This is a genomic window from Brevibacterium sanguinis, assembly GCF_003315415.1.
Taxonomy (GTDB): Bacteria; Actinomycetota; Actinomycetes; order Actinomycetales; family Brevibacteriaceae; genus Brevibacterium; species Brevibacterium celere_A.
Genome location: NZ_QNSB01000016.1, coordinates 12,646 through 36,784 on the forward strand (window position 1 = coordinate 12,646; position 24,139 = coordinate 36,784).

Genomic DNA, 24,139 nt, shown 5'->3' on the forward strand with positions numbered 1-24,139 from the left:
GATGGGCAGCGCTCAGCTGCGCCGCGTGAGGTACTCCGCGACCTGGAACGCCATCTCGAGCGACTGGTCGTGGTTGAGCCTCGGGTCGACCAGCGTCTCGTAGCGACGGCGCAGCCCCTCGTCGTCGATCTCGGTCGCGCCGCCCATGATCTCGGTGACGTCGTCACCCGTGAGCTCGACGTGCAGACCGCCGGGAACGGTGCCGGCCTCCTGGTGAGCGGTGAAGAACCGCTCGACCTCGGCCATGACGTCCTCGAAGCGGCGGGTCTTGTAGCCCGTGTTCGAGGTGATCGTGTTCCCGTGCATCGGGTCGCACACCCATGTGACCTGCGGGAGACGATCGCCGATGCCCTTGAGCAGCTTCGGCAGCGCCTCGGCGATCATCGAGGCGCCCATGCGGGTGACGAACGTCAGACGACCGGGCTCGCCCTCGGGATCGAGCTTCTCCGCCAGCGCCAGGGCCTCCTCGGCGGTGGCGGTCGGTCCGAGCTTGACACCGATCGGGTTGCGCACCTTCGACAGGAAGTCGACGTGCGCGCCGTCGATCTGGCGCGTGCGCTCCCCGATCCAGAGGAAGTGCCCGGAGACGTCATAGGCCTGACCGGTGCGCGAGTCGATGCGCGTGAGGGCACGTTCGTACTCGAGCAGCAGCGCCTCGTGGGCGGCGTAGAACTCGGTGGTCTTCAGCGCGTCGAAGTCGGCGCCGCACGCGTCCATGAACCGGATCGCGCGATCGATCTCACGGGCCATCTGCTCATAGCGCTGGTAGCCGGGGTTCGAGGTGAGGAAACCGCGGTTCCATTCGTGGACGAGGCGCAGGTCGGCGAAGCCGCCCTGAGTGAAGGCGCGGATGAGGTTGAGCGTCGACGCCGAGACCTGGTACGCCTGGACCAGGCGCGCGGGGTCGTGACGCCGGGAGTCCTCGGTGAACTCGAAGCCGTTGACGATGTCACCGCGGAACGCGGGCAGGGTGACGCCGTCGCGGGTCTCGGTGTCGGCCGAGCGCGGTTTGGCGAACTGCCCGGCCATCCGTCCGATCTTCACCACGGGCATCGAGCCGCCGTAGGTGAGGACCGCGGCCATCTGCAGCACGGTCTGGATCCGGGCGCGGATCCTGTCGGCCTGCGCACCGGCGAAGGACTCCGCGCAGTCGCCGCCGGCGAGGACGAACGCCTCACCTCGGGAGGCGGCGGCGATCCGCTGCTTGAGCACATCGGCCTCACCGGCGAAGATCAGCGGCGGCGAGCTGCGCAGCCGGCCCACCGCGTCCTCGAGGGCCTCCGGATCGAGATACGTCGGCTGCTGCAGCGGCTCCATGTCGCGCCAGTCGTCGAGTCCGCCGAGGTGGTCGGCGGTGGTGGCGATGTCCCTGCTGTCGAAGACGGGATCGGTGTGGAGGCTCACGGTTGCTCTTTCTTCATGATTCGCTGCCGGTCTCGAAGTCCTCGGCGGAGACGTTGTCGAGGAAGTCCCTGAACTGGGCGACCTCGTCCTCGTCGGCTTCGGGCGCTTCGATCCCGGCGTCTTTGAGTAGGTCCGAATCGACGTACACCGGACACTGAGCGGTCAGTGCCAGGGTCACGGCGTCGGAGGGTCTGGCGGAGACCGATTTGCCGTCACTGGTGTGGATCTCCGCGAGGAAGATCTGACCGTCCTTGCCGGTGATCACCACGTCCGCGAGCTCCGCGTCATAGGCGCCGAGCACGTCGAGGAGGAGAGCGTGCGCCATCGGCCGTGGCGGGGTCAGCCCCCGCTGGGCGATGGACAGCGCATTCGCCTCGATGGCACCGACCCAGATGGGCAGGTAGTAGGCGGGTTCGGAGGCCTTGAGCAGAAGGATCGGCTGGTTGGCGGGCATCTCGATGCGCACACCGACGACTTCGACTTCGACGTTAGACATTTTCCCCCGGTCAGGAGCGCGGACGCTGCTGGAAGATCATCCGGAACTTCCCGATCTGAACGTCCGCGCCATTGTGCAGTTCGATGGAATCGATCAGCTGACGACCCACGTAGGTGCCGTTGAGCGAACCGGTGTCACGCAGGGTGAACCCGCTCGGGGTGCGGATGAACTCGGCGTGCTTGCGGGAGACGGTGACATCGTCGAGGAAGATGTCGGCATTGGGACTGCGTCCCACCGTCACCACGTCGGTGTCGAGAAGGATCTGCGAGCCGGAGTCCGGCCCGGAGACGACGACGAGCAGCGCGTCGGTCTCCTGCAGGCCGTCGAGATCCGGCACCGGGTGGATCTCACCGGTGTGGGGATCGAGGATCCCCTGGAACGGCTGCTGGTTCGGCTGGTTCTGCTGACCGGGGCCCTGCTGTCCCTGGTCCTGCTGCCCTCCGTAGGACTGCTGATCGGGATACGGCTGACCCTGGTTCGGCTGCCCCTGATGGGGATGCGCCCCACCCTGGTCCGCGGACTGCGGCCCATCGGTCTGGTACGGCTGGTAGGAGCCCTGATCGTTCCGCCCGTGCGGAGCCGTCTCGCCCGTCGGGTGGTCGGAGTGCCGACCCCGCCCGGAACCGCCGTACTGTTGGCCTCCCGGCTGGGAACCGTACTGCGGAGCCTGCGGAGCATTGCCCACGGCCTGCTGACCGTACGGCGGAGTGCCGCCCTGCCCCGGTGCCCCACCCTGCGGGCCGCCGGCGGCGCCGCCCGGGCCGTACTGCTCGGCCTCGACCTGCCAGTGATTGCGCGTCTCCGCGTCCCAGTCACCGGCGCCAAACGGGAACTTCTTCGACTGCGGTGCCTGTCCGTTGTCGTACCAGGTCTGCGAGGGGCCCGGACGACCCTGTTCGTTGTTCTGCGACATCACGCCTCCTCGCTTCGGATGAATTCTGTGTACTGCTCACTGTCGAGCAGCCCGTCGACCTGCCCGGGCTCGTCGAGCTCGACGAGGAACATCCAGCCGGCTTCGAACGGAGACGAGTTCACGAGTTCGGGCGTCCCGTCGAGTTCATCGTTGACCTCGGTCACGGTGCCGGAGACCGGAGCGATGAGGTCCGAGACGCTCTTCGTGCTCTCCACCTCACCGCAGGACTCGCCTGCGGTGATCGTATCGCCGACGGCGGGAAGATCGACATAGACGACGTCACCCAGCTGATCCTGGGCGAAATCGGTGATACCCACACGGACAACGGCATTGTCCTCCGTGGTTCCGACCCATTCGTGGTCGCGCGAGTATCGCAAAGACACTGGATGATCCAGATCCGTCATGTCGACTCCTCTTGGCTTGTTGTTCCCCCAAGCATAGCCGCCTGGGGGACGTTCATAACAATCACGAAACAGAAACGACAGACAGCTTCGATTCTGCACCGATCTGTGAGCCCGTTCTTCCGTGGCTACCTGGGATGATACTAGTGATCGGGCGCTCGTGACACGCAATTTTGGCACTTCGCCGTCGATCGTTATAGGCTAGGTCTCGTTGCCTCACGAGGGGGTTCGGTAACGGGCTATGGCGCAGCTTGGTAGCGCGCTTCACTGGGGGTGAAGAGGTCGTGGGTTCAAATCCCGCTAGCCCGACCGTCTGACGAGAGCCGTGACGTCCATGCGATGTCACGGCTCTCGTCCATTCACCGATGCTGACTCGTCCGTTCACGGATGCAGTCTCGTCCACTCACGGATCATCGGTGGGATCCCACCCGCCCCGTGACGGGGTGGATTCCGCCTCAGGTCCGCCCACCTCGGCGAGAGGACCGGAGATCCCAGGCCGCGCGGACCACGATCCCGGCGACGACCGCGACGCCGCCGATCGTCGGCAGCGGCCCGTCGGCGATGAAGAGCAGCACCAGCGCGGCGAGCACGGGGACCAGGTGAAGCAGCGACCACCGGACATAGCCGAGGAAGCTCGGCATGTCGACGTCCGCTGACTCGGCCACGGATTTGACCATGAAGTTCGGTCCGTTGCCGATGTACGTCACGGCACCGCCCATCACCGCGCCCAGGGACACGGAGACGAGGAGCGCTTCGGCGACCCCGGCGACCCTCGGCTCCCCCGGCACCTGCGCGGCCATCTCGAAGAACGTCACGTAGGTCGGTGCGTTGTCGAGGACGGCCGAGAGGCTGCCCGTGAACACGAAGAGGGAGACCTCGTCGAGCGGGAACCGATGCGCAACCTGACGCAGGTACTCGAGCGCCGGGATCATCGTGAGGAAGATGCCGATGAAGAGTGCCGCCACCTCGAGGATCGGGGTCCACGTGAACCTGTTGAGGGTGAAGCGGGCGCCCCGGTCCCCGAACAGGAACGCCGCGGCGGCGGCGAGGAGCATGACGATCTCCCGCCACGGCACGAACGCGGCCGCGCTCGCATGCCCCTCCTCGATCGCATGGAGGTCGAGCGACGGCACGAACGCCACCGCCAGGACGATGACCGCGAGCCAGACCAGCCCGCTCGCCCCGCGCAGGCCGAGCCTCGTCACGTACTCCGCGTCCTTGATGAGCGCCTCACGCGGCTCCTGGGCGTACATCCTCGCATCGAGGGCGAAGTAGCTGACGAGCAGCAGCCCGTTGACGAACAGCCACTGCGGCCACAGGCCGAAGGTCCACTCGAACGGGACCCCGCGCAGCATGCCGAGGAACAGCGGCGGATCCCCCAGCGGGGTGAGCAGTCCCCCGCAGTTGGCGACGATGAAGATCGTGTACACCACGGTGTGCGCCCGGTGCCGACGGTCCTGGTTCGTGTTGAGGATCGGTCTGATGAGCAGCATCGCCGCCCCCGTGGTGCCGATGAACGAGGCGACGACGCCGCCGACGGCGAGGAACAGCGTGTTGTTCAGCGGAGTCGCCCTGATGTCGCCGACGAGGAAGATCCCGCCCGCGGCCACGAACAGGCTGCCGATGAGGACGATGAACTGGCCGTACTCGATGAGTGCGTGGATCACCGCCGCGCCCTCCCCCGCGAGGGCGAACCACATCGCGATCGGGACGCCGAGGAGCAGGGAGAGGACGAGTTTGACGGAATTGCGCTCCCACAGCCTGGCGGTCGCGGGGATCAGGGGCAGGACGGCGATGCCGGCGAGCAGCAGCGCGAACGGCAGCACCGCCCACCAGTCGACAGTCATAGGCCCACCTCCTGCGACCACTCTAGACCTGTGTCCGGACCGGAAGAGTGGGACGTGTCCGCCCCTCCGAACGGCTCGAATCCGCTTAGACTCGATCCCAACTCATCCGAACGCCGCGTTCGGGCGCCGCGTGCGGACGCGGCGGAGCGACGAAGGAGGATCTCATGGCAGAGAACACGCAGCCGGAGGACACGAGGCTGCACGGCATGCAGCGCGTGAGCGGACGGATGATCGGGATCTCGATCGCCGCCGCGCTCGGCGGATTCCTCTTCGGCTTCGACACCGCTGTCATCAACGGAGCCGTCGACGCGATGGCCGACCAGTTCGCCCTGAGCGCGGCGCTCAAGGGCTTCGCGGTCTCCTCGGCCCTGCTCGCATGCGCGCTGGGCGCCTGGTTCGCCGGCAGCCTCGCCAACAGGTTCGGCCGCCTTCCCGTCATGGTCGTCGCGGCGGTGCTGTTCTTCGTCTCCGCTGTCGGCTCGGGACTCGCGTTCGGCGTCGTCGACCTCATCATCTGGCGCATGGTCGGCGGTCTCGGCGTCGGTGCCGCCTCGGTCATCGCCCCCGCCTACATCGCCGAGGTGTCCCCCGCCCGGGTGCGCGGGCGGCTGGGGTCGCTCCAGCAGCTCGCGATCGTCACCGGCATCTTCGCCGCCCTGCTCTCCAACGCCCTGCTCGCGTCGATCTCCGGCGGCGCCGCCGAGTCCTTCTGGTTCGGCCTCGAGACGTGGCGGTGGATGTTCATGGTCGAGGCTCTCCCCGCCGTCGTCTACGGGCTCATGGCCCTCGGCCTGCCCGAGTCCCCGCGCTTCCTCGTCGGCCGCGGCAAGGAGGAGGAGGCTGCCCGGGTGCTGCGGCACTTCACCGGGGAGACGAACACGGACCGGCTCATCGAGCGGATCCGGGTGTCGATCCAGCGGGAGGACCGGGAGTCCTTCAAGGACCTCATCGGGAACCGGCTGGGGCTCAAGCCGATCGTGTGGATCGGCATCCTCCTGTCCGTGTTCCAGCAGTTCGTCGGCATCAACGTCATCTTCTACTACTCGACGACGCTGTGGAAGTCCGTCGGCTTCGACGAATCCAGTGCGCTGCTCACCTCGGTGATCACCTCGGTGACGAACATCGCCGTGACGATCGTCGCCATCCTCCTCGTCGACAAGGTCGGGCGCCGGAAGATGCTGCTCGCGGGATCGCTGCTCATGGGCGTCTCGCTGGCGACGATGGCGCTGGCATTCTCTTTCGCCGAACTCGTCACCGCCCCCGACGGCACGACGAGCGCCGAGCTCGGCGCCCCATGGTCGATCATCGCCCTCATCGCGGCGAACACCTTCGTCGTCGGGTTCGGGGCGACGTGGGGTCCGCTGGTGTGGGTGCTGCTCGGCGAGATGTTCCCCAACCGGATCCGCGCCGGCGCTCTCGCCGTCGCCGCCGCTGCCCAGTGGATCGCGAACTTCTTCATCTCGACGACGTTCCCCGTCTTCTCCGAGATCAGCCTGACGTTCGCCTACGGCTTCTACGCGTTCTTCGCGCTGCTCTCCTTCGTCTTCGTGTGGTGGAAGGTGCCGGAGACGAAGGGCGTCGAGCTCGAGGACATGGTCGAGGACTTCTCCTCCCATGGCCGTGGCGAACCGACGTCGGGAGCTGCCCGGGACTGATCGGCGGACGCAGCGATCGGCGGGCTCAGCGATCGGCGGGCTCGCTGCCCGTCGAGGCCTCAGTTCGCGGCCGAGCCGTCCCTGGCCGCCCCTCCGCCGGCCGTGTCTCCGCTGGCCGCGTCATTCGTCTCGCCCTTCCTCTCGTCCTTCCTCTCGTCCTTCCTCAGGCCGATGAGCAGACCGCCGATCGCGAGGACGAAGCACGCGCCGAGTCCCACCGTCAGCCCGGGTGACTTCTCGTAGGCGGTGGCGAGCGCCGTGAAGCCGATGAGGCCGACGGTCGAGTAGATGAGGGCCCAGAGCGAGCCGCCCACGACGAGAGCGGGGATGTAGCGCCGGTAGCTCATCCCTGAGGTGCCGGCGGCGAGGTTGAGCACCGTCTGGACCCCGACCATGAGGAAGCTCAGCGCGATGACGGGGGCGCCGAACCTCTCGATCATCGCCTCGGCCCTCTGGTACTTGGGACCCGACATGATCCTCTCCACCCGTTCGATGCGCCGCATGCCCCTCCGGGCCAGTCGCCCGAGCAGGTACGTGCCGCCGGCGCGGGCGAGGATGATGCCGAAGAGGATCAGCCAGGTGACGGCGATCGGCAGGGACCAGTTCGCCGGATTCATCGCCGCTCGTCCCTCATGACTGCGCCCTCTCGCTGTTCCACGCCTCGATTCTAGGCCATTTCGGCAACACGATGCTTTCCTATTGGCGGCCCTGATGCGACGGCTTCTCGCATCCTGTCGGCTCGGGTCCCACTGGTCTCCCCGTCGATAGACTCGGTTGTGATCTGCGCCTCGACCGTGATCGCCTGCGGTCGACGCGCGGAACGACCACACCCGAGAGACCCGCTTGACGATCCCGTCAGCGACCCTGCCAGTGAAGGAGCAGACCATGACCCGACTGCGCACCGAAGCCGCCGCCCTCCTCCCGGAGCTCACCGCGCTGCGCCGCGACCTCCACCGCGAGCCCGAGATCGGCCTCGACCTGCCCCTGACGCAGAGGAAGGTCCTCGACGCCCTCGACGGTCTTCCCCTGGAGATCACCCTGGGGCAGGCGACCACCTCGGTGACCGCCGTCCTCAGAGGAGGCCACCCGGGGCCGGTCGTGCTGCTGCGCGGGGACATGGACGGTCTGCCCGTCGCCGAGGAGACCGGACTCGACTACGCCGGGACCAACGGGAACATGCACGCCTGCGGCCACGACCTCCACACCGCGGGTCTCGTCGGCGCGGCCAAGCTCCTCGCCGCCCGGGCCGACGAGATCCACGGCTCCGTGGTCTTCATGTTCCAGCCGGGAGAGGAGGGGTACAAGGGTGCGAAGGTGATGCTCGACGAAGGCCTCCTCGACGTCGCCGGGCAGCGCCCGATCGCCGCCTACGGCATCCACGTCGCCCCCGGACCGCGCGGAACGTTCAGCATCAAGTCCGGCCCGGCGCTCGCGGGGTCGAACACCCTCGAGATCACCGTCACCGGCAAGGGCGGGCACGGTTCGCAGCCGCAGACCGCCGTCGACCCGGTTCCGGCCCTGCTGGCGATCGCCTCCGAGCTGCAGACGATGGTGACGCGCCGGTTCTCCGTCTTCGATCCGGTCGTGCTGTCGGTGACGCAGCTGCAGGCCGGCGAGGCGATCAACGTCATCCCGGCGCAGGCGTCCCTCGGCGCCACCGTGCGCACGCTCTCACCCGAGTCGGTCGAGACGATGCGCACGGAGACGACCAGACTGGCCGCGGGCATCGCCTCGGCCCACGGCTGCACCGCCGAGGTGGACTTCGAGGTCCAGTACCCCGTGACCGTCAACACCCCCGAGCAGACCGACTGGGTCGCCGCCGAGCTGCGGGGGCTCTTCGGTGAGGAGCGGATCGAGATCGTCGATCAGCCGCTCATGGGTTCGGAGGACTTCTCCTTCGTCCTCGAGGAGGTCCCGGGGACCTTCTTCTTCCTCCACTGCTCCCCCGACGGCCTCGACCCCGCGACCGCCGCGTGGAACCACTCCCCGCACGTCCTCTTCGACGACGCGGTGCTCGCCGACGAGGCGGCGGCGCTGGCCCACCTGGCGCTGACCCGCCTCGCCGGCTGAGCGGACCGATCCTCAGCCGCCTCGCCGGCTGATCGGACCAACCCGATCGAGGTCGATCCGGTCCGATGTCCGCGCCCAGGAGCGGACCGGATCGACCGCGATCCCGTCGTCGCCGCCGGACCAGGAAGGTCCCGTCGCCGCCGGACCGGGAAGGCCCCGTCGCGGGGCAGCGGTCGGGCGCCGGTTCAGACGAGCGTGCCGCCGAGATACACGGACTCGACCCGGTCCTCGATGCCGCGCACGTCCTCGGTGCTCAGATCCCCGGAGATGACGACGAGGTCGGCGAGCGCGCCTTCGGCCACCCGTCCGACGTTGTCGAGGCCGAGGAGGTCGGCGGCGACCGAGGTCCCCGACGCGAGCGCCTCGGCGGTCGACATCCCGGTGTCGGCGAGCAGGCTGATCTCCTCGAGGTTCTCCCCGTGCGGGCCGACACCGGCGTCGGTTCCCATGGCGATCCGCACCCCGGCCTCGTGCGCCCTCGTCACCGCCACGAGGTGGTGCTCGGTGACCGCGTGCGCCTTCGCGACGACGGCCGGGGGCAGCGGCAGACCCGCCTCGGCGGCCTTGATCACAGCCTGCGGGGCCTGGAGGGTCGGCACGAGGAAGGTGCCGTGCTCGAGCATGAGGTCGATGGACTCCTCGTCGAGGTAGATGCCGTGCTCGATCGAGCGGACTCCCGCACGGACGGCGTTCTTGATCCCGGCCGCGCCCTGCGCGTGGGACATGACGTGGGCTCCCTGGGCCGCCGCCTCGGCGACGATGACCGCGATCTCCGCCTCGGTGTACTGGGGGTGGCGGGGGTCGTCGCGGGGCGAGAGCACTCCCCCGGTGGAGCAGATCTTGATGTGATCGGCGCCGGCGCGCAGGAGCTCGCGCACCTTGCGCTGGACGCCCTCGAGCCCGTCGGCGACGCCCGAGGGGCGGCCGGGGTGCGCGGCGAGCATCGGGGCCTCGCTGCCGGAGACGAGATGGAAGTCCCCGTGCCCGCCCGTCTGGGACATGATGTTGACCGCGATCGTCAGACGCGGACCGCGGACGACTCCCGTGTCGACGGCGACCTTCGCCCCGAGGTCGGTGCCCCCGGCGTCCCGCACCGTCGTCACTCCGGCCCGCAGGGTCTCCTCCATGTGCTTGACGGAGCTGTAGAACTGCAGGGAGAAGGGATCGTGGAACGCCGAGGTGGCGGCAGCCCCCGTGCTCGTCAGGTGCACGTGGCAGTCGATGAAGCCGGGCACGACCGTCTTCCCGTCGCAGTCGACGAAGGTGTCGGCGGCATTGTGCGAGCCCTGGCCCGCCTCGACGATCGCCGTGACGACCTCACCGTCGACGACGACGTCGCGACGGCCCGGCAGGAACCGGGTCCCATCGAAGACCTTGGCATTCGTGAGCACTGTGACCATGGGCATCCTCCTCGGCGCTGATCGGGATCGGCCCCTGTGACCGACGTCCCACTCCCAGGACTACCACAGCAGATCGGGCCGGTCCTAACCGCGGAGGCGACGGCTGCCCGATCCTCACCGGGACCGCGCGGACGGCCCCGGCCGGCCCCCGCCGCGGGTGCGGACGACACACGGTCGCCGGGACCGTCGTTCACGTGCCCGACACCTCGGGCCAGTATCATTCTCGTCGACACCACCCTTCTGCTCAGCAGGTCCTGCAGGGCAGTGCACCTGTCGACCCGGAAGTCCCGTGACCGCACACCTGCCGCAGTTCCCCGCCGCCGCGCGACCCCGCGCCGACCGCACGCTCATCGACGTCCTCCTCGAGACCGCCGCCGCCCACCCCGACCAGCCGGCGATCGACGACGGGTCCGCGGTGCTCAGCTACCGCGAGCTCATCGGCGAGATCCGCGACCTCGCCCTCGACCTGGCCGCCGCCGGGATCGGCCCCGGCGACAAGGTGGGTGTGCGCGTCCCGTCCGGCTCCGTCGACCTCTACGTCGCGATCCTCGCCGTCCTCATGCTCGGCGCCGCCTACGTCCCCGTCGACGTCGACGACCCGCCGGAGCGGGCGCACACGGTCTTCGCCGAGGCGGCGGTGACCGGGGTCATCACCGCGGGACGGACCATCGAGTCACGCACCGAACGCGGTCCCCTCGACCGCTCCGAGCTGCGGCCCCCGACGCCCGACGACGACTGCTGGGTGATCTTCACCTCCGGCTCGACGGGCACCCCCAAGGGGGTCGCGGTCACCCACCGCTCGGCGGCCGCGTTCGTCGACGCCGAGGCGGCGCTGTTCTGCCGGGACGAGCCGTTGGGTCCCGGCGACCGAGTGCTCGCCGGGCTGTCCGTGGCCTTCGACGCGAGCTGTGAGGAGATGTGGCTCGCCTGGCGCCACGGCGCGTGCCTCGTCCCCGCCCCGCGGGCCCTCGTCAAGTCCGGGATGGACCTCGGGCCGTGGCTGTCCTCGCGCGGCATCACCGTCGTCTCGACCGTGCCGACCCTGGCCGCCCTGTGGCCGGCCGAGAGCCTCGACGCGGTGCGCCTGCTCATCTTCGGCGGCGAGGCCTGCCCTCCGGAGCTCGGGCGGCGGCTCAGCGACGAAGGCCGGGAGGTCTGGAACACCTATGGCCCCACCGAGGCGACGGTCGTCGCGTGCGCGGCCCGGCTCGACGGTTCGGAGCCGGTGCGGATCGGCCTGCCCCTCGACGGCTGGGCCCTGGCTGTCGTCGACTCCGCGGGCCAACCGGTCGCCGAGGGCGAGACCGGGGAGCTCATCATCGCGGGCGTCGGGCTCGCCCGGTACCTCGACCCGGTCAAGGACGCCGAGAAGTACGCCCCGCTGCCCAGCCTCGGCTGGGACCGGGCGTACCGCTCCGGCGACCTCGTCGTCAACGACTCGGCCGGGCTGATCTTCGTCGGACGCGCGGACGAGCAGATCAAGCTCGGCGGACGGCGCATCGAGCTCGGCGAGATCGACGCCGCACTCCAGGCCCTGCCCGGCGCCGAGGGGGCCGCGGCGGCCGTGAAGAGGACGCCGGCCGGCACCGACGTCCTCATCGGCTACGTCGCCTCCCGCGACGCTGCGGCGGTGGATCGCCTCTCCGAGTGGGAGGACGTGCTGCGCGAGAAGCTGCCGGCCGCCCTCGTGCCGCGGCTGACCGTCGTCGACGAGCTGCCGACGAAGACCTCGGGCAAGGTCGACCGGGCGGCGCTGCCCTGGCCGATCGGCGCCGGAGAGGCGGAGGCCGCGGACGACGACCTCGACCCCGACACGGCGTGGATCGCCGAGCAGTGGGCGGCGGTCCTCGGCGCCAGGCCGTCCCGGGACACCGATTTCTTCACCGCCGGCGGCGGTTCACTGGCCGCCGCCCAGCTCGTCTCGCGGCTGCGCTCCCGCCACCCCAGCGTCACGGTGGGCGACATCTGGTCCCACCCGCGCTTCGCGGCGCTGGCCACGCTGTGCCTCGGCGGGGAGGGAGCGGCGGCGGCCGCGGGGCCGCGCCGATCGATCGGACGCACCTCGAAGGGCATGCAGGCGTTCCAGACCCTGCTCGGCATACCCGTCCACATCCTCGGCGGGGTCCGATGGGTCGTCATCGCGATGGTGCTCGCGAACCTCGGCGGCCTCCTCGGCGCGGATCTTCCCCTCACCCCCTGGCCCGTCGTCGTCACGCTCTTCCTCGTCTTCGTCACCCCCTGGGGACGGATGCTCATCTCCGCCGTCGCCGCCCGCGTCCTCATGCTCGGCGTCGCCCCCGGCGTCTACCCGCGCTCGGGATGGGTCCACAAGCGGCTGTGGCTCGCCGAGCACATCGCCGACCTCGCCGCGGCCGTGTCGGTGGCGAGCGCACCCTGGGTGAGCTGGTACGCGAAGCTGCTGGGCAATCGGATCGGCCCCGGCGCGGACCTCCATTCCGTTCCCCCGGTCACGGGCTTCCTCACCCTGGCAGAGGGCGCCGCGATCGAACCCGAGGTCGACCTCAAGGGCTGGTGGGTCGACGGCGACCTGCTGCGCATCGGAACGATCGAGGTCGGCGAGCACGCGACCGTCGGCGCCCGGTCGACCCTGATGCCGGGGGCGAGCATCGGCGCCGGCGCCCTCGTCGAGGCGGGATCGGCGGTGACCGGGAAGGTGCGGAGGAACCAGATCCACTCCGGTTCGCCCGCCGTGCGGGTCGGGAAGGCGAAGAAGAGCTGGCCGGCTCCTCCGCCGAGGCGACGGCTGCCCTTCCTCCTCTACGCGCTCGGCTCCCAGGTCAACGCTGCGCTGCCGTACCTCGCCGCGGTGCCCGGGCTCGCGCTGATGATCGCCGTCTCCGGCGTCGAGGTGCTCGAGTCCCCGGCGCAGGTCCTCGCCTGGTCCCCGGTCGTCGCGTGCCTGTGGTTCGTGACCACGGCGCTGCTCATCCTCGTCTCCGTGCGGATCCTGGCGATCGGGATGGTCGAGGGAGAGTTCCCCGTCCGCTCGGCCCGCGGCTACCGGGTGTGGGCCACCGAGCGACTCCTCGACCTCGCCCGCGATCTGCTCTTCCCGCTCTACGCCTCGATGCTCACCCCGTGGTGGCTGCGGCTGCTCGGGGCGAAGGTCGGACCGGGCACGGAGATCTCGACGCTCGTGTTCGTCCCCACGATGACGACGATCGCGGCCGGGGCCTTCCTCGCCGACGACACCATGGTCGCCAGCTACGAGCTCGGCCACGGATGGATGCGCGCCGGTCGGGCGAAGGTCGGCAAGAGGGCGTTCCTCGGCAATTCGGGCATCACCTCCCCCGGGCGCCGAGTGCCGAAGAACGCGCTCGTCGCGGTGCTCTCGGCCGCCCCGGCGAAGGCGAAGAAGGGCTCGTCCTGGCTCGGCTCTCCCCCGGTCCAGCTGCGCCGGTCGGCCGTCGCGGCCGACGAGTCGCTCACCTACGCTCCCGGTCTGCGCCTCAAGGCCGCCCGCGGCATGTGGGAGACGCTGCGCATCACCTCGGTGATGGTCGGAGGGGCGCTCATCGCCGCGGTCATCCTCACGATCCAGTTCCTCCTCGGGCTGCCCGGTGAGACCGGCGCGGGCGGCATCGCGGACACGTTCCTCGCCTCCGTCGGTCTCGCGCTGCTCACCTCCGGAGTCGTGATGATGGCCGCGGGGGCCGTCGCCGCCGGGATCGCGGTCGCCGCGAAGTGGGTCTTCGTCGGTCGCATCGATGCCGGCGAGCACCCGCTGTGGTCCTCGTTCATCTGGCGCAACGAGGTCGCCGACTGCTTCGTCGAACTCGTCGCCGCGCCGTGGTTCACCCGCAATGCGGTGGGCACACCGGCCATCGTCTGGTACCTGCGGGCGATGGGCGCACGGATCGGGCACGGGGTGTGGTGTGAGAGCTACTGGCTGCCCGAGGCCGACCTCGTCACCCTCGGCGACAACTCGACGATCAACCGCGGGTGCGTCGTCCAGACCCACCTGTTCCACGACCGGGTGATGAGCCTCGACACGGTCGACCTCGAGGCCGGCGCCACCCTCGGCCCGAACAGCGTCGTGCTGCCTGCCGCGACGCTCGGGACGAACGCGACCGTCGGCGCGACGTCGCTGGTCATGCGGGGAGAATTCGTGCCTGCGCATGCGTATTTCAGCGGCAATCCTGTCATACCCTGGGTGGATGCCCCGGAACTTCCCGTCGCGAGCCCCGACCGTGTCTGATCCCGGCGTTCCTGCCGTGCCGCGCGGCACCAGCGCGCCGGAGGGCGGCGATGCCGCCGTGGGCTCCCGCGCGCCGAGCCTGCCCGACCCCTGCACCCCGGGGGTCGGGACACCGGATGTGCACATCGATCACTACGACCTCGACCTCGACTACCGGATCGGTCCCAACCGGCTCTCCGCCCGCGCCCGCCTGAGCGGACGGATGCTGCGCCGGGCCGCGTCCCTCGCCCTCGACCTCACGGGGTTGCGGGTGACGAAGGCCTCGGTCAACGGGAGCAAGGTGCGCTTCTCCCACCGGGGGCAGAAGCTGCGCCTGACGACGGGGTCGCTGGAGGCGGACCAGCCGGTGCGCATCGACATCGCCTACGTGGGCAACCCGGCGCCGACGATCGGCACTTGGGGCGACATCGGATGGGAGGAGCTCGAGGACGGTGTCCTCGTGGCCGGTCAGCCCGTCGGCGCCTCGACGTGGTTCCCGTGCAACGACCATCCCTCGAACAAGTCGACCTACCGCATCCGGGTCCTCACCGAGTCCGAGTACACCGTCGTGTCCAACGGCCGCCTCACCGACAAGGTCCGCAAGGCCGGCCGCACCGCCTGGACCTGGGAGTCGACTGTCCCCCTGGCCACCTACCTGGCGACGGTCCAGATCGGCCGCTATCGGCGCAGTGAGATCGCCGCCGAGGCGGACGCCGCCCCCGCGTTCGTGCCCCTGGGACTGTACGCCGGTGAGCACCGGGACCGGGCCGCGTCGCGGCTGCGCGTGCAGCACGCGATGATGACCGAGTTCGCCTCCCACTTCGGACCCTATCCGTTCGATCGCTACGACGTCGTCGTCACCGACGAGGAGCTCGAGATCCCGCTCGAGTCCCAGCCGTTGTCGGTGCTCGGGCCCAACCACCTCGGCGAGGACTGGGAGGCCGAGCGCCTGATCGCCCACGAGATGGCCCATCAGTGGTTCGGGAACTCGCTGACGCCTCGGCGCTGGTCCGATATCTGGCTCAACGAGGGATTCGCCTGCTACGCCGAATGGCTGTGGTCGGAGGCGAGCGGGCGCGAGAGCGCCGACGAGCGCGCTCGCGGGTGGTGGCGGACGCTGGCGGGTCTGCCACAGGACCTCGTCATCGGCAACCCCGGCGGGCCGGACATGTTCGACGATCGCGTCTACAAGCGCGGTGCCCTGTGTCTGCACGACCTGCGCCTGCGCCTCGGTGAGGAGACGTTCTTCACGGCCCTGCGCGACTGGACGGCCCGCCACCGCCATGGGTCCGTCGACACCGCCGACTTCGTCGAGTGCGTCTCGCGGGTCTCCGGGAAGGACATCGCCGAGGCGATCCGTCCCTGGCTCTGCGAGGCCGCGCTCCCCCGGCTGGCCGGCGCCCCGCGGACCGCGTGAGGGAACGACTCGCGAACGGCTCGCGGTCCCGGGGCCGGACTCAGCCGAGCTGGCGGACGAGGATGTCCGAGTCGCCGATGCGACCGACCGGAGCGAACCCGCGCTTGTGATAGAGCGCGGCCGCTCCGTTGCCGTCCTCCACGGCGACGCTGATGGCCTGGTACCCGCTCATCCTCGCCAGCGAGCAGGCGGCCTCGAGGAGCTTCGTGCCGATGCCCTGCGACTGGTAGTCCGGGAGGACGGCCAGCGCGAGTTCGGGGATGTCGGCGGCGACCCACCCGAAGCCGGTCGATTCCTCGGTGCCCAGGCGCATCCATGCCAGGCCGATGATGTCCCGCTCGCGGCTGTCGTCGTCGGCCTGCGGTCCGGACATGGCCGATGCGAAGCTCGTGTCGGTGGGTGCCCCGTCCCATGCGGCGACCGCGATGTCGCCGGGCCTGCCCCAGTCCTCGATGTAGAACTTCGCGTCGTCGCGAGTGAGGAGCTCGTCGAGTTCGACTCGCGGCCTGTCCATCGACCAGTTGAAGCAGAGGTCGAGGAACGGAGGGATCGCCTTCCTCGCCGAGGCGGGCGACAGCGGCAGGATCCATGAGTTCGCGCCCCGGTCGCTCGCCTCGGCGGAGGCGGCGGTCGGCTCCGCGGTGGTCGTCGCTGCTGCCGGGACTGCTGTGTCAGCGGCAGCGGCACCCACCTCGGCGGGAGCGATCGTCTTGTCTTCGTTCATGAGATTCCCTTCTCGACTGCACGGTGGATCCAGTTGCGGTTGCGCACTCGCCAGCCCAGTGTCAGGGCTCGGAGTCCGATGAACCCGATGCAGAATGCGGCCCACAGCCCCAGTGCTCCGGGCCAGTACGTGACGATGGGGAAGAGCAGCATCGCGTAACCGGCAACGGCTACCAATTGTGCCAGAGCCAGGTACCGTGCGTCCTCCGCGCCCATGAGCACCCCGTCGAGGACGAAGACGAAGCCCGCGATCGGCATGCTCGCCGCGAGCACCGGCAGGAGGCTCGCGAGTGTCGCGACGACGGCCGGATCGGAGGAGAATGCCCGGGGAATGACTCCCATTCCCGCCAGCAGGATGAGGCCGACGACGACTCCGAAGATCACGGCCCACAGGCACAGTCGGCGGTTGATGGCGGCCACCGCCTCGGTGTCGCGTGCCCCCAGCTGCAGGCCGATCATCGCCTGACCCGCGATCGCGAGTGAGTCGAGGGCGAGCGCGAGGGAGAAGAAGATGCTCTGCGCCACCTGAATGGCGGCAAGTTCCGTTGTGCCCAGAGCCGTGGCCATGAAGACGAGGATGATGAGCGAGGCCCGCAGCGAGGCGTTGCGGAGCAGAAGCCACCCCGATGTTCTCGCCGAGGTGAAGACCCCTGCCCAGTGCGGTCTGAGGCTGGCGGAGTGCCTCTTCGCGGCCCTGATCGAGATGACGACGTAGACGGAGCACATGCCGGCCTGGGCGATGACGGTCCCAAGGGCGGAGCCGGCCACGCCCATGTCCAGTCCGTAGATGAAGAGAGCGTTGAGGCCGATGTTGGCCACACAGCCGGCGGCCGCGACGGCCAACGGGGTCCGGGTGTCCTGGAGCCCGCGCAGCAGCCCCGTGGAGGCGATGACGACGAGCATGAATGGCAGTCCCCACCACGAGATCGCCAGATAGGCATGCGCTCCCGCGGTGATTCCGACTCCGGGATCGAAGGCGGCGATCGCAGTGCCGAGGAGGGGCAGGCCGACGGCGAGCAGCACGACCGACGTGCACAGCGCGAGCCAGATCCCGTCGAATCCCGCCGTGATCGCTCCCGGCCGGTCGCCCGCGCCCATGCGCTTGGCGACCCGCGGCGTCGTCGCGTAGGCGAGGAAGACCATGAGCCCCAGGACCGTCTGGAGGATCGTCGAGGCGATCGCGAGCGCTCCGAGCGCATCGGCGCCGAGGTGACCGACCATGGCCGTGTCCGTGAGCAGGAAGATGGGTTCGGCGATCAGTGCCCCGAGAGCGGGAAGAGCCAAACGGAGGATGTCCTTGTCGATCGCTGCCACGTTCTCGAGTCTAACGAACCCCAGGTGAGCCGGGAGGCACGGCGGGGACCGGGGCGGGCAGGGACCGGGGCACCGTAATCGAGGATTCAAGTGGAACGAAAATGCTGCGACTGTGGAGAAAAAGTTGTGTCAGTGGCTAATGAGACGATCTGTCTATGAGATTCCAGATCGACGATGTTCGACGACAAAACCGATCAGAACTGTAAATATACGTCGAGATCTACTTCAGTACTTATAGTAATCGAACTGTTACTATTTTTTCGATCCTTTGCTCGTATAATTGAATCACTACACCACACAGCAGTGGGAGGAGGCGATCGATGTGAAGCACTCCGCGAACAGCGGCGATGAAGCTTCGCCGGCGAGTAATTGCGGTCGCTTGCCCAGCTCCCCTGCTGGGCCTCGCTCAACCGACGCACTCGATGGGTCTCTCACCCCCGAATCTGCTGCCGGAGCTCACAGCCCCGACTCCTCCGCAGACCTTCGTCCTTCCAGCTCCCCTGACGAGAATCCGCGGTCGTCAGACTCCTCCGCCGAGCCCCTCTCACCCGGTTCTCCTGCCGAGCAGCTCCGCTCTCGTGGCCGCCGTCTCACCATTGATGAGGACTCTCCATTCCGCGAACTGCGCTCGCTCTACTCCGTCAGCGACCAGGCCCAGCTCGCTGCCCTCATCGGCACCTGTGAAGTGTTCATTCAGGATGTAGTCCGCTTCCGCGGCCTCGTGAGCCCCGCTTCTGACGAACGCTATGAGTTCGAGTCGTTGGCGGAGACCGTTCGACGCCACCGACAGGACCAGTCCAGCACCTACTCGGACCCGACTGCCGTCAGCGAAGAGTCAGGCGGCAAGGTCGATGAACCGGCGGAATCGGACGGTGCGTCTCGGGCGACGGCGAGGAAGTGCAGCCGAGATGCGAAGAGGAGCGGTGTCAGGAAAGGGACGAGGAGCAAGGCCGGGCGCAAGCGGCGGATCCTCCCTCGCGATCAACGGCTCCTCCGTTGTGAGCAGAGGATCCTCGCTCGGAAAGCCGTGAGGCAGGGACCTCCTACCCCTCTCCCCCTGTTTCCCGACTTCCGCTCGGACAGCACGTTCAGCAGTTGGGTCCACATGAATGCCGAGGCCGACGACATCTGCGAGTACGCCGCGCTTCTCGGAGCAACGATTCCGGCCACTTACAAGCACATCACCTCGGCGATGACCTTGGTTCAGGGGCTGCCGAAGTTCCTCCAGCGGTGCCGCGACGGTGACTTCACCATGGAGCATGTCGCGGTGGTCACCCGCCGATGCCGCGACGTCTCCTTCGTCAATCTGCCCGTTCTCGATGACTATCTGTTCGATCGCCGCGCCGACATCACGGTCGAGACATTCGCACGCTCACTCGCCCTCAAGATCGCTGCCCTCGAGCCGGCCATGGACACACTCGAGAAGGTGTCGGCACGTCGTCGAGTCGACATCAGCACGGGCGACGACGGCACCGCCTATCTCACCCTGACCGGACCTGCTCCCGAGCTGCACGCGTACTACCGTCGCATCGAGGCATTCGCTCGTGCCGTGTACTCCGGCAGCACCGGCTCGTTCGGCGACCAACTGAAACCAGGAGATGAATTCGACGACGACCGCGGGATCGGCGCGCTGATGTTCGACATCGCGACTCGCACCAGGCCGCAGCTCAAGCTGAGGATCACGAGTCACGACACGACCTCGGGCCAGACCACGAGTGCCGATTTCCCGATCTACGACCTTGTTTCCCGTCCCGACGGTGCCCCCTGCCCGAACCTCGAGCGCCTCGCCGATTACATCCATCGCACATTCGGAGCGGATGGTGCCGACGCCGCCTCCGTCGATGATGGCGCAGCGGCCGCCACAGCCGAGGTCGATGGTAGCACAGTGGCCGCCACAGTCGATGCCGATGGTGGCGCAGTGGCCGCCACAGTCGACGCCGATAGTGGCGCAGCGGTCACCACAGCCGAGGCCGATGGGGGCGCAGTGGCCGACGTTACTGACGAGGACGGCACCCGAGCCGATGTCGCCGATGATGAGGGCAGCGCGGTCGCCGTCCTCGACGAGGTCGGTCCAGGCGCAGCCGTCATCGACGGCGCTCCCGGAGGCGAGGCGGCGAGCCGTCCCCGTCCGACGAACCCGGAAAGCAGGGCCGGCTCAGTTCGCACTGCGGACACCGATGTCGACGAACTGCCCATGGATGGCGGTGAGCGCGACGAGCTCGCAGAGGCCGAAGGCCCCCGCACCTGCACGTATCAGGTGCTGCTCGAGCTGCCGACCGACGAGTACTGGCTCTCACATCAGGCTTCCACGGTCATCACCGTACCCTGCCTCACGCTTCTCGACGGCGATCCGGATCGTGACGTGCCTCCGGACGCGGACGTCTGCGACCTGGCAGGAATGCTGCCTGACGGTTCGCCGCTGCCAGTGGAAATGGCACGAAGGCTCGCAGGCAACTCGAGAACATGGACGAGGATCCTCACCGATCCCGCCACTGGCACTCCGCTCGATGCGAAGGCCACCACCTATGCCATTCCCGAAAGCGTTCGTCGCACTCTGAAGGCGCAATGGATGACCTGCACCGTTCCCGGATGCACCCGGCGAGCCGAGACATCAGAGATCGACCACATCCAGCCCTTCGACCATGACAGTCCGGCCGCCGGCGGTCACACCCGATTCGGCAACCTGCACAGCCTGTGCAAGCTCCATCACCAGGCGAAGACCGACAGGAGGTTCTCGGTCCGAATGACCTCGCCCGGTCGTCTCGAGTACATGTTCGCCGACGGGATCACCGCCGAAGTCTGCCCACCGGACAACCCGATCAATGTCGAGCAGGTCCGGATGCTCCTCAGCCGCTTCGACACCGATAGGACCGCGAGATGCTCGCGCGGAACAGCGGACGCAGACGAGGAGACCGCCCTGCGACCACCCGAGAACGACACTCCAGGGGCGGACTGTGTCCAGGGCGCCCCTCGTCCAGGAGAGCGACGACGGTCCCGTGCCTGCCCGCAGCCGTCGGCCGAAGATGGTTCACCCGGATGGGCTGAATACGTCAACCCCTTCTCCGATCCCTCTCAAGGATCGATCAAGGAATGGTTCTGGGACTCCGGTGAGCCGCCGCCGTTCTGATCGCGGTGCCCGACCGGGCCACCAATCCTCGGTGACAGCCAACAGACCTCGAGCTCGCCCCAGTCCCAGCCCTTCGAATCCGAGGGGCACTCAGCAGACTTCGAACAGTCCCGCTGCTCCCTGTCCACCTCCGATGCACATCGTGACCACGACGTACCTCACGCCTCGGCGACGGCCTTCGATGAGGGCATGACCCACCAATCGGGCACCGGTCATTCCGTAGGGATGTCCGATGGAGATGCCGCCGCCGTTGACGTTGTACCGGTCCGGGTCGATGCCGAGCCGGTCGCGACAGTACAGAGCCTGCACGGCGAAAGCCTCGTTGAGCTCCCACAGACCGATGTCGTCGATGCTCAGACCATGGATCTTGAGCAGCTTGGGTATCGCGAAGACCGGACCGATGCCCATCTCATCTGGAGCGCAACCGGCCACCGCCAGTCCTCGGTAGATGCCCAGGGGTTCGAGACCTCGGCGGTTCGCCTCATCGCTCGACATGAGCACGGAGGCCGAGGCCCCGTCCGACAGCTGGGAGGCATTGCCCGCGGTGATGCTCGGCACCGTCGATGCGACACCGGGCTCGAGCACCGGATTGAGCCCGGCCAGGCTCTCCAGGGTCGTCGATGGCCGATTGCCTTCGTCCTTGGTCAGCGTGACCTCCTGCTTAGAAGTCTCCTTCGTCTCCTTGTCGACGACGATCTTCGTCGCCGGCAGCGGGACGATCTCATCGTCGAAGCGGCCCGCTTCCTGCGCGGCGGCGGTTCGCTGCTGCGAGGACAGCGCGTACTCGTCCTGCGCCTCTCGGCTCACACCGTAGCGCTCCGCGACCACCTCCGCGGTCGCGAGCATCGGGTAGTAGATGCCGGGCACGTTCTCGACCAGCCACGGGTCCTTGGCTCGGTATGTATTCATCTTGTCGTTCTGGACGAGCGAGACGGATTCGACGCCACCGCCGACGACGATCTCCTGGCCATCGAGCACGATCTGCTTCGCTGCGGTCGCGATCGCCATCAGCCCCGAGGAGCACTGGCGATCGATCGACATCCCGGGAACCGTCACGGGCAGACCCGCCCGCAGAGCGCCCTGCCGACCGATGTTCGTCGACTGGCTGCCCTGCTGCAGCGCCGCGCCGAGGATCACGTCGTCGACCTCACCGCCGTCGACACCGGCGCGGGAGACCGCATGAGTGATCGCGTGGCCGGCCAGCTCCTGAGCCTGAGTGTCATTGAAGGCGCCTCGATACGCCTTGCCGATGGGTGTCCTGGCGGTGGACACGATGACTGCTTCTCGCATGGTTTCCTCTCAATGTTCGAACAACGGGGCCGCGATCGCCTCGGTCGGGCTTCGGCTCGGCTGGGCTTCGCCTCGGTCGGGCTTCGGCTCGGCTGGGCGATGCCTCAGCCGGGCGATGCCTCGCGGTCCCCAGGCCCGACCCGAACGATCGGACTCGCAGCCTCGGGACCTGGATTCTCAGCCTCTCGGACCACCGGCAACGTAGATGACCTGGCCGGAGACGAATCCCGCTCCCTCGGATGCGAGGAAGGAGGCGGTGTGTGCGATGTCCTCGGGGCGACCGGTCCGGGCGACGGGGATCTGTCTGACCGCAGCGTCGATGAAGTCCTTGTAGTCGACACCGACCCGGTCGGCGGTGGCCTTCGTCATGTCGGTCTCGATGAGCCCGGGCGCGATCGCATTCGCCGTGATGCCGAACTTGCCGAGCTCGATCGCCCAGGTCTTCGTCATGCCCTGGATCCCGGCCTTGGCCGCGGCGTAGTTCGTCTGTCCGCGATTGCCCAGCGCCGAGGTCGACGACATCGAGACGATGCGGCCGTACTTCTCCTCGACCATGTAGGACTGCACCGCCCTGGCCATGAGGAACGAACCGCCCACGTGCACGGAGAGAACCTTCTGGAACTCCTCGTAGCTCATCTTGAACAGCAGGTTGTCGCGCAGGATGCCCGCATTGTTGATGAGAACGGTCGGAGGGCCGAGCTTCTCCGCAACCGCTTCGACGGCCGACTGCACCGACGACTCATCGGAGACGTCGGCCTCGAGACCGATCGCCTCTCCACCCGCCGAGGCGATCTCCGCGACGGTCGCCTCGGTCGGCCCCATATCGAGGACGGCCACCTTCATGCCGTCCGAGCTCAGTCGCTTCGCAATGGCGGCGCCGATGCCGCGTCCTCCACCGGTGATGATCGCCGTACGTGTCATTCTCCCCGTCCTTCGTGATCTCGGTCTCTTTCCACTCCCACAAGAGTAGACCAGATTCACCACTGAACGATTGATTGTTCAGAAATCTGCCGACACGAAGGGCCCGGATCGACGGTCGTTCCCGATCGTCGTTCCGGGCCCTGTTCATTGCTCGACGGCTGAGTGCCCCCTGGCTCATCCAGAGCGGCTGCGCTGGTCACGGGAGGTTTCCCGTCCAGCCCTCGTCGAGGTGGGTGCCCCGTGGGCTGGTCCGTCGCGCTCAGCCCTCGCCGAGGTGGCTGCCCTGTGGCCGGATCAGCCGCGCTCAGCCCTCGCCGAAGCGCGAGACGTCGCCGGCGCCGACGCGCGCCACCTCGGGCTCGCTGCCGGTGAAGTCGATGACCGAGGTGGGAACGAGTCCCGGCACGCCGGAATCGATGACGACGTCGACGTCGTTTCCGAGACGGGCGATGACATCCTCGGCGAGGTTGAGCGGATCCTCATCGCCGGGCAGCAGCAGCGTCGAGGACAGGATCGGTTCGCCCATCGCCTCGACGAGGGCCAGGGCGGTCGCGTTCTGCGGGATCCTCGCTCCCACGGAGTGCTTCTTCGGGTGCATCATCCGCCGCGGAACCTCTTTCGTCGCCTTCATGATGAATGTGTACGGTCCGGGCGTCATCGATTTGATGGTGCGGAAGTCGGAGTTGCCGACGTTGACGAACTGCCCCAGCTGAGCGAAGTCGTGGCACATCAACGTGTAGTGGTGCTTGGAGTCCAGCTGTCGGATCCGGGCGATCCTTTCGATCCCCGCCTTGTTCCCCAGCGCGCAGCCCAGTGCGTAGCACGAATCGGTGGGATAGGCGATCAGTCCCCCATCCCTCAACGTCTGCGCGGCCTGTTCGATCAATCGGTTCTGTGGGTTCTCGGGATGGATGTTCAGTAGAGTCGCCATACTTCATGCTAACGACTCTCGGCGGCGGTGGC

General features: G+C 68.3%; 18 protein-coding genes and 1 tRNA gene. 6 read left to right on the forward strand and 13 right to left on the reverse strand.

Going from position 1 to position 24,139, the window contains the following annotated elements; genetic code table 11:
* Positions 1-12: 12 nt before the first annotated feature.
* From DFO65_RS16255 to gcvH, 4 genes are read right to left on the reverse strand one after another with little or no spacing between them, the layout of a single operon-like run.
* On the reverse strand, positions 13-1,404 hold the full coding sequence (locus DFO65_RS16255; protein WP_113905501.1) for a class II 3-deoxy-7-phosphoheptulonate synthase: 1,392 nt from the start codon (positions 1,402-1,404) through the stop codon (positions 13-15).
* A 13-nt stretch (positions 1,405-1,417) separates the two neighbouring features.
* Positions 1,418-1,900: a bifunctional nuclease family protein gene (locus DFO65_RS16260; RefSeq protein WP_113905502.1), complete on the reverse strand. Its 483-nt coding sequence runs from the start codon at positions 1,898-1,900 to the stop codon at positions 1,418-1,420.
* 10 nt (positions 1,901-1,910) lie between these two features.
* The gene (locus tag DFO65_RS17415; protein ID WP_113905503.1) at positions 1,911-2,813 is read right to left on the reverse strand and encodes an FHA domain-containing protein; all 903 of its coding nucleotides are present in this window, start codon (positions 2,811-2,813) and stop codon (positions 1,911-1,913) included.
* Positions 2,813-3,217 (reverse strand): glycine cleavage system protein GcvH, encoded by a 405-nt coding sequence (gene gcvH / locus DFO65_RS16270; RefSeq protein ID WP_113905504.1) that lies wholly within the window; start codon positions 3,215-3,217, stop codon positions 2,813-2,815. Before gcvH ends, DFO65_RS17415 begins: the two co-directional genes overlap by 1 nt.
* Before the next feature lie 232 nt (positions 3,218-3,449).
* On the opposite strand from gcvH, the gene DFO65_RS16275 reads away from it, so the two are divergent.
* Positions 3,450-3,523, forward strand: a tRNA-Pro gene (locus tag DFO65_RS16275).
* Positions 3,524-3,669: 146 nt separating this feature from the next.
* On the opposite strand, the gene DFO65_RS16280 is transcribed toward DFO65_RS16275, so the two are convergent.
* Positions 3,670-5,061 carry a sodium:proton antiporter gene (locus DFO65_RS16280; RefSeq protein WP_113905505.1) on the reverse strand — a complete coding sequence of 464 codons (1,392 nt, stop codon included), beginning with the start codon at positions 5,059-5,061 and terminating at the stop codon, positions 3,670-3,672.
* A 164-nt stretch (positions 5,062-5,225) separates the two neighbouring features.
* Between DFO65_RS16280 and DFO65_RS16285 the strand changes: the two genes are divergently transcribed.
* Complete coding sequence (locus DFO65_RS16285; RefSeq protein WP_113905506.1) at positions 5,226-6,716, forward strand: sugar porter family MFS transporter; 1,491 nt, start codon at positions 5,226-5,228, stop codon at positions 6,714-6,716.
* A 59-nt stretch (positions 6,717-6,775) separates the two neighbouring features.
* On the opposite strand, the gene DFO65_RS16290 is transcribed toward DFO65_RS16285, so the two are convergent.
* On the reverse strand, positions 6,776-7,333 hold the full coding sequence (locus DFO65_RS16290) for a DedA family protein (RefSeq protein WP_113905507.1): 558 nt from the start codon (positions 7,331-7,333) through the stop codon (positions 6,776-6,778).
* A gap of 268 nt (positions 7,334-7,601) precedes the next feature.
* On the opposite strand from DFO65_RS16290, the gene DFO65_RS16295 reads away from it, so the two are divergent.
* On the forward strand, positions 7,602-8,786 hold the full coding sequence (locus tag DFO65_RS16295) for a M20 metallopeptidase family protein (protein ID WP_113905508.1): 1,185 nt from the start codon (positions 7,602-7,604) through the stop codon (positions 8,784-8,786).
* A gap of 185 nt (positions 8,787-8,971) precedes the next feature.
* Here DFO65_RS16295 and DFO65_RS16300 read toward each other — a convergent pair whose 3' ends face one another.
* Positions 8,972-10,186 (reverse strand): metal-dependent hydrolase family protein, encoded by a 1,215-nt coding sequence (locus tag DFO65_RS16300; RefSeq protein ID WP_113905509.1) that lies wholly within the window; start codon positions 10,184-10,186, stop codon positions 8,972-8,974.
* A gap of 289 nt (positions 10,187-10,475) precedes the next feature.
* Between DFO65_RS16300 and DFO65_RS16305 the strand changes: the two genes are divergently transcribed.
* Both DFO65_RS16305 and DFO65_RS16310 read left to right on the forward strand, forming a co-directional pair.
* Complete coding sequence (locus DFO65_RS16305) at positions 10,476-14,405, forward strand: Pls/PosA family non-ribosomal peptide synthetase (RefSeq protein WP_113905510.1); 3,930 nt, start codon at positions 10,476-10,478, stop codon at positions 14,403-14,405.
* Positions 14,365-15,801 (forward strand): M1 family metallopeptidase, encoded by a 1,437-nt coding sequence (locus tag DFO65_RS16310; RefSeq protein WP_245940838.1) that lies wholly within the window; start codon positions 14,365-14,367, stop codon positions 15,799-15,801. Before DFO65_RS16305 ends, DFO65_RS16310 begins: the two co-directional genes overlap by 41 nt.
* A gap of 40 nt (positions 15,802-15,841) precedes the next feature.
* Here DFO65_RS16310 and DFO65_RS16315 read toward each other — a convergent pair whose 3' ends face one another.
* From DFO65_RS16315 to DFO65_RS16325, 3 genes are all read right to left on the reverse strand, one after another.
* The gene (locus DFO65_RS16315) at positions 15,842-16,525 is read right to left on the reverse strand and encodes a GNAT family N-acetyltransferase (protein ID WP_113905511.1); all 684 of its coding nucleotides are present in this window, start codon (positions 16,523-16,525) and stop codon (positions 15,842-15,844) included.
* Positions 16,522-17,838, reverse strand: a complete 1,317-nt coding sequence (locus DFO65_RS16320; RefSeq protein WP_113905512.1) for an MATE family efflux transporter — start codon at positions 17,836-17,838, stop codon at positions 16,522-16,524. The genes DFO65_RS16315 and DFO65_RS16320 overlap by 4 nt, the downstream gene beginning before the upstream one ends.
* 544 nt (positions 17,839-18,382) lie before the next feature.
* A complete protein-coding gene (locus DFO65_RS16325; protein WP_113905513.1) occupies positions 18,383-18,622 on the reverse strand; it encodes a hypothetical protein in 240 nt (79 codons plus the stop codon).
* 321 nt (positions 18,623-18,943) lie between these two features.
* Here DFO65_RS16325 and DFO65_RS16330 point away from each other — a divergent pair, with 321 nt between their 5' ends.
* A complete protein-coding gene (locus tag DFO65_RS16330) occupies positions 18,944-20,965 on the forward strand; it encodes an HNH endonuclease (protein ID WP_113905514.1) in 2,022 nt (673 codons plus the stop codon).
* Between the two features lie 90 nt (positions 20,966-21,055).
* Here the strand turns inward: DFO65_RS16330 and DFO65_RS16335 are convergent, their stop codons facing one another.
* From DFO65_RS16335 to DFO65_RS16345, 3 genes are all read right to left on the reverse strand, one after another.
* Positions 21,056-22,255 (reverse strand): acetyl-CoA C-acyltransferase, encoded by a 1,200-nt coding sequence (locus DFO65_RS16335; RefSeq protein ID WP_113905515.1) that lies wholly within the window; start codon positions 22,253-22,255, stop codon positions 21,056-21,058.
* Between the two features lie 177 nt (positions 22,256-22,432).
* Complete coding sequence (locus DFO65_RS16340; RefSeq protein WP_113905516.1) at positions 22,433-23,176, reverse strand: SDR family oxidoreductase; 744 nt, start codon at positions 23,174-23,176, stop codon at positions 22,433-22,435.
* A gap of 304 nt (positions 23,177-23,480) precedes the next feature.
* The gene (locus DFO65_RS16345; protein ID WP_113905517.1) at positions 23,481-24,107 is read right to left on the reverse strand and encodes an L-threonylcarbamoyladenylate synthase; all 627 of its coding nucleotides are present in this window, start codon (positions 24,105-24,107) and stop codon (positions 23,481-23,483) included.
* Between the last annotated feature and the right edge of the window lie 32 nt (positions 24,108-24,139).